This is a genomic window from Kitasatospora sp. NPDC127121 (genome assembly GCF_042677305.1).
GTDB lineage: Bacteria > Actinomycetota > Actinomycetes > Streptomycetales > Streptomycetaceae > Kitasatospora.
This window is the reverse complement of the sequence record NZ_JBHXTQ010000029.1, coordinates 77,411-83,408: the sequence shown is the minus strand read 5'-3', so window position 1 is coordinate 83,408 and position 5,998 is coordinate 77,411. Positions and strand designations below refer to the sequence as shown.

Below are 5,998 nucleotides of genomic sequence, written 5' to 3'. Positions count from 1 at the left end.
CAACCGGTCGCCTGCTTCTTTTGTTATTCACACACACCCCCCCCCCCCGGGGGCCCTCCCCCGGGGTCACCCGCCCGGGGCGCCCCCCCCTCGTCCGTCATCGGCGAGGGGCGGCCGCCCGTGCTGCGTGCGCTCCGCCCGGATCAGACGTCGGTGCGGTGGAAGTTCATGAACGAACGGGACGGCGTCGGGCCGCGCTGGCCCTGGTAGCGCGACCCGTACCGCTCCGAGCCGTACGGGTGCTCCGACGGCGAGGAGAGCCGGAACAGGCAGAGCTGCCCGATCTTCATCCCCGGGTACAGCTTGATCGGCAGCGTCGCGACGTTCGACAGCTCCAGCGTCACGTGACCGTTGAAACCGGGGTCGATGAAACCGGCCGTCGAGTGCGTCAGCAGGCCCAGCCGGCCCAGGCTCGACTTGCCCTCCAGCCGGGACGCCACGTCGTCGGGCAGCGAGATGACCTCGTACGTCGAGGCCAGCACGAACTCGCCCGGGTGCAGGATGAACGCGTCGTCGCCCTCGGGCTCCACCAGCCGGGTCAGGTCCGGCTGCTCCTCGGAGGGGTCGATGTGCGGGTAGCGGTGGTTCTCGAACACGCGGAAGAAGCGGTCGAGGCGCACGTCGATGCTCGACGGCTGGATCATCGCCGGGTCGAACGGGTCGACGACGACCCGGCCCAGGTCGATTTCGGTCCGGATGTCCTTGTCAGAGAGCAGCACGCTTCGAGGTTACGTGCACGACAGGGCCCCGGACGAATCCGCCCGGGGCCCGTTCCGTCCTCGCGTCGACCGTCAGGCCAGGAACTCCGCGGCCTCCAGCCGCAGCGCCCGGTCCAGTTGCGGCGCCGACAGCTCCCGCACGTCGGCCAGCACCGAACTCCTCAGCCGCCCGCACTGCGGACAGCGGATCAGCCGCCCGGGCCCGAGCCGGCCCGGACCGAGGTTCTGCATCGGGAACGTGGTGGTGCTGAACAGGTGCCCCTCGGCACAACGAACGACGGCGCGCTGCTCCATCGATCCCCTTCCCATCCCTAACCCAGTACTCACCCGTACTCATCGCGCCCCGTGGGACCTCGCCCCGGGACAGCGTCACATTAGGGGATGCTCCGGACATTCCACACCGTGGCTCGCCGCCCCGAACCCACCCGTCGGAGCACTCGTACGCGGCCCACACAGTACGCCCCCACCCACCCCCACCCGCCCCACCACTCCCCGGGCGGGCCGTGCAACCACAGTCGCGAATGGGGTACAGTGACACTGGATTGAGCGGTCTCTGACGGCTCATCAGGCGGGCGTAGTTTAATGGTAGAACATGAGCTTCCCAAGCTTAGAGCGCGAGTTCGATTCTCGTCGCCCGCTCCAGCGGTAGAGCCGCAGGTCATCTGACCTGCGGCTCTTTCTGTTGTCTGGACCACTTCGGGTCCGTTGTGCCGGATCCGTGTGCGTGGAGGGCCGGCCGTAGTTCGATCGGGTTCGCACCGTTGTTTCCGTCGCGCGCGGTAACGCATGGTGGATCAATCGGATACGGGCTGCCCGCGGCCCTGTTGTCTCATGGGGCTGCGCGGGCGGCGGTTGCCTGACAGGGGAGGACGCGGATGATCAGGGTTCTGTTAGCCGAGGACATGGCCATGGTGCGCAGCGCGCTGATGGCACTCCTCGCGTACGAGGACGACCTGGAGGTCGTCGCGGACGTCGAGCGTGGTGACCTGGTGGTGCCGACGGCTCTGCGGGTCCGGCCGGACGTGGCGGTGCTCGACATCGACATGCCCGGTCTGGACGGGCTCCGGGCCGCGGCCGAGTTGCACGAGAAGCTCCCGACGTGCGGGACGCTCATCCTGACCGGGCTGGCGAGACCCGCGCATCTGCGCAGCGCGATGTCCGTTCACGTGCTCGGGTTCCTCGGCAAGGACGCCCCGGCCCAGGAGCTGGCGGCGGCGATCAGGAAGGTGGCGGCTGGCGAGCGTGCCATCGACCCGGAGCTGGCCCTCGCCGCCCTGGGGGCGCGTGAGAACCCGCTGACGCCCAGGGAGCTCGACACCCTGCGCCTGGCCGCGGAAGGTGCCTCCGTCTCGGAGATCGCCGCCCGGCTGTTCATTTCGGCGGGAACCGCCCGCAACCATCTGGCCGCCGCGGTGACCAAGGCCGGGGGGCGCAGCCGGGTGGACGCCATTCGGATCGCCGAGGAGATGGGCTGGCTCTCCGCCGGCCCTCGCCCCTCATAGGGCCCCGGACGCAGGGGTCGAACCATCGGAAGTTCGGAAAGCCGGACCGGAAGTTTTCTTCGTCAAATTCCGGAGGCCGACGTTCGGTTATTCCGCACAAGTGTGGTCCCGGTATTCGGGCGGCCTTTTGGCTGCGATGAATTCCATGGAACGCCCCATGCGATTCGCATGGATGTGTCCATGGGTTGTCCACGTCCAGACCCTCCCGGCCGGGCCGCCCAGCAGACTCGGTGGCCCGTTGACCTGGGGTGGAGCCTCCGGAGCCGCCGCCGGAGCGCTGTCCGGACGCCGCCGGAGGTCCGGGCGGGCGGTGTGGATCTGGCTAGGCTCGCGGTAAATGAGGGCAGGGCGCCACATCGAGGAGGGGATTCCCGTTTTCTCTCGGACTGCGGATTCCAGCGATCCGGAACAGGCCCATTCCACTTCGGAGCCGGACCTGGCGGTGCGGCTCGACGGGGTGAGCAAGGTGTACGGGCGCGGAGCGGGGGCCGTGCACGCCCTGCGCGAGGTGTCGATGGAATTCTGCCGAGGCGGGTTCACCGCGGTGATGGGGCCCTCTGGGTCCGGGAAGAGCACGTTCCTGCACTGCGCCGCCGGGCTCGACCGCCCGACCTCCGGGCAGGTCCGGCTGGCCGGCCTGGAGCTGGGGGCGCTCGGCGACACCGAGCTGACCGTCCTGCGCCGGCAGCGGATCGGCTTCGTCTTCCAGTCCTTCAACCTCCTGCCCTCCCTGACGGTCGAGCAGAACGTCACGCTGCCGTTGCGACTGGCCCGGCGCCGGGCGGACCGGGCCTGGCTGGGGGAGATCCTCGACCGGACCGGCCTCGCCGACCGGGTGCGGCACCTGCCCACCCAGCTGTCGGGCGGTCAGCAGCAGCGGGTGGCGATCGCCCGGGCCCTGGTCACACGACCCGAGGTCGTCTTCGCGGACGAGCCCACGGGCGCCCTGGACAGCACCACCGGTACGGAGGTCCTGCGGCTGCTGCGGCACGTCGTCGACGGACTGGGGCAGAGCGTGATCATGGTGACGCACGACCCGGTCGCCGCCTCCTACGCGGACCAGGTGTTCTTCCTGGCGGACGGCTCCTTCGCCGAGGCACTCGCCAACCCCTCGCCCGAGCAGGTCGCGGACCGGATGGCCCACCTGGGAAGGCGCTGAACGGCATGCTCCTACTGGCCTGGCAGACGGTGCGCGCCCGCAAGGCGGGCTTCGCGGGTGCTTTCGCCGCACTGTCGTTCGCCCTCGTCCTGACCGCCGCGTGCGGTGTCCTGCTGGAGTCCGCCCTGCGGGCGGGCACCCCCACCGAACGCTACGCGGCGGCCCCGGTCGTGATCGGCGGCTCGACCCGGATGGCCGACGTCGATCCGCTGATCGGAAAGCTGGCCGCACTGCCCGGCGCCGGGACCGTCACCCCGGAGGTCTCCTTCCCCGCCGCCGTGATCACCGGATCGGGGCAGGTCCTCTCCGGCCCGCAGGGCGGGGCGTCCCTCGGGCACTCCTGGACCAGCGCCGTCCTCGCCCCCTTCCACCTGACCTCCGGTCACCCGCCGACCGGCCCCGACGAGGTGGTCCTCGACGAGGCGACGGCCGCACGCGGCGGGCTCCGGCCCGGTGACTCCGTGCGGCTGGCCACCACCACCGCCCCCCGTGCCTACACGGTGTCCGGACTGGCCTCACCCCCACGGGAGTTGGCCCGCCAGAGCGCCCTCTTCTTCAGCCCCGACCAGGCGGCCCGGCTCGCGGGCACCACCAAGGGCGCGGACGCGATCGGCATCACGGCCTGGGACGGGGCCGACCCGCAGGCGCTGGCCGCACAGGCCGAACAGGTCCTCGCCACGGCCTTTCCGGCCACCGGGGCGGAGCTCTGGTCCGGGCCCGAGGTGAGCACCGGCGACCAGCGGGGCGAGCGGGAGTTCTCGGGCGCACCCGGGCCCGGGGACGGCCTGGCCTCGCTCGCCGGGACCGTCGGCATCCTGTCCCTGTTCATCTCGGCGTTCGTGGTGGCGGGAGCGCTCGCGCTCACCGTCCGGCAACGCCTGCGGGAGATGGCCCTGTTGCGGGCGGTGGGCGCCACTTCGGGACAGGTGCGGCGGATGATCGCGATGGAGACGCTGGTCCTGAGCCTCGGCGCCGCGCTGGTCGGATGCCCGGTCGGGGTCGGCGTCGCCTCGCTGCTCCGCGGCGTACTCGTCGACCACGGTGTGGTCCGCTCCGACGTCCCGCTCCACGTCGGGCCCACCGCACTGCTGACCGTCGTCGGCGTGGTCGTCGGCACCGCGCAACTCGCCGTGTGGGCCTCCGCGCGCCGGGCGTCCCGGGTCGAACCGACCCAGGCTCTGCGCGAGTCCGCTGCGCCCGCGCCGCGGATCGGCTGGGTGCGTACGGTGCTCGGGGCCGGGACGCTCGCCGTGTGCGCCGTGGTGCTGTCGTCCTCCACGGGCAGCCGGAGCGGGGCGGGCACGGCCGAGAGCATGGTCCTGCTGCTCCTCCTGGGGGTGGCGCTGCTCGGACCGGTGATCGGGCGGGTCGCCAGTGTGGTGATCGGTGGACCGGTGGGCAGGCTCTTCCCCGTGGCGGGGTTCCTCGCGTCCGCGGCCCTGCGCGCCCAGCCCCGCCGCTTCGCCGCCGCCGTCACCCCGCTGGTGCTGGCGGTGGCCTTCACCAGCACGGTGCTGTTCGTCCCCGGCGTCAAGGCCCAGGCCGCCGCGGCCGAGGACGGTCGAAGGCTGCGGGCCGACCACGTGGTCCAGGCCGACGGTGTCGGGCTCCCCCCGGACTTCGTCGCCGCGGCCCGCCAACTGCCCGGCGTCACAGCGGTCAGCGGGGTCGTACCCGCCACGACCATGGTGTCCAACGCAACGCCCGGCACCGTCGGCTCACGGGGCGTCAGCGCCAAGGTGGTCGATTCCGCCGCGCTGTCCGAGCTGCTCGATCCCGGGGTCACCGCGGGCTCGCTGGCCCAACTGCGCGGGGACGGCGTCGCGCTGGGGCAGCGCTCGGCCTCCGGACTCGGCGCCGGCGTCGGCACCAAGCTCCGGATCGGCTGGATGGACGGCAGCGAGAGCACCGCCACGGTGGTCGCCGTCTACGACCGCGACCTGGGGTTCGCCGACGCCCTCCTCCCCACCGAGTTCGCCGCCGCGCACACACCGGACCCCCTCGCGCCGACGGTCCTGGTCCGCTCCGCCCCCGACGCCGACCCCCAGCAGGTCGGCCGGGAGCTCCAAAGCCTCACTGCCGCCTACCCCATGGCCCGTACGAGCGACCGGGCCGCGTACGACGAAGCCCGCAGGCACCGGCAGGAGTCGGCCACGGCCGTCGGCCGGCTGCTCCTCGGCATGATCAGCCTGTTCACCGCCATCGCCGTCGTCAACACCCTGGTGATGGCCACGACCGAGCGGTTGCGCGAGTTCGCCCTGCTGCGGCTGGTGGGCACCACCCGCCGTCAGATCCTGCGCATGATGGCCTGGGAGGGGGGCATCACGGTCGGCGTGGCCCTCGCCCTCGGCGCCGCGGTCACCGCCGCCGTCCTGGTGCCCGTCAGCCTCGCGCTCACCGGCTCGGCCTGGCCGTCCGTACCCGCGGCCTGGGCGGCCGCGGTGCTGGGCGGGGCTGCTCTGCTGGGTCTGGGCACCGTGCTGCTGACCACCCGGCTGGCGCTGCGCAGGGAGCCGGTCGAGGCCATGGGACTCCGGGAGTAGCGGGCGCCGTGCGGTCGTGGCCGTCGCCGCCCGGGGGTCCCCGCGGCCCCCCACCCACCGGGCGCCCGCCCCGGC

General features: G+C 72.5%; 5 protein-coding genes and 1 tRNA gene. 4 read left to right on the top strand and 2 right to left on the bottom strand.

Annotation, left to right across the window (positions count from 1 at the left end):
- Positions 1 to 143 precede the first annotated feature (143 nt).
- On the bottom strand, positions 144 to 719 hold the full coding sequence (gene dcd / locus ACFVHI_RS17085) for a dCTP deaminase (protein ID WP_063348548.1): 576 nt from the start codon (positions 717 to 719) through the stop codon (positions 144 to 146).
- A gap of 72 nt (positions 720 to 791) precedes the next feature.
- Positions 792 to 1,013: a hypothetical protein gene (locus tag ACFVHI_RS17080; protein ID WP_079135746.1), complete on the bottom strand. Its 222-nt coding sequence runs from the start codon at positions 1,011 to 1,013 to the stop codon at positions 792 to 794.
- Positions 1,014 to 1,287: 274 nt separating this feature from the next.
- Here ACFVHI_RS17080 and ACFVHI_RS17075 point away from each other — a divergent pair.
- The 4 genes from ACFVHI_RS17075 to ACFVHI_RS17060 all read left to right on the top strand — a co-directional run bounded on the left by ACFVHI_RS17075 (position 1,288) and on the right by ACFVHI_RS17060 (position 5,923).
- Positions 1,288 to 1,361, top strand: a tRNA-Gly gene (locus ACFVHI_RS17075).
- A gap of 233 nt (positions 1,362 to 1,594) precedes the next feature.
- Entirely contained in the window at positions 1,595 to 2,221 is a 627-nt protein-coding gene (locus ACFVHI_RS17070; protein WP_380339979.1) for a response regulator, read from the top strand.
- Positions 2,222 to 2,558: 337 nt separating this feature from the next.
- The gene (locus tag ACFVHI_RS17065) at positions 2,559 to 3,380 is read left to right on the top strand and encodes an ABC transporter ATP-binding protein (protein ID WP_380339976.1); all 822 of its coding nucleotides are present in this window, start codon (positions 2,559 to 2,561) and stop codon (positions 3,378 to 3,380) included.
- Positions 3,381 to 3,385: 5 nt separating this feature from the next.
- The gene (locus ACFVHI_RS17060; protein WP_380339973.1) at positions 3,386 to 5,923 is read left to right on the top strand and encodes an ABC transporter permease; all 2,538 of its coding nucleotides are present in this window, start codon (positions 3,386 to 3,388) and stop codon (positions 5,921 to 5,923) included.
- Positions 5,924 to 5,998 lie beyond the last annotated feature (75 nt).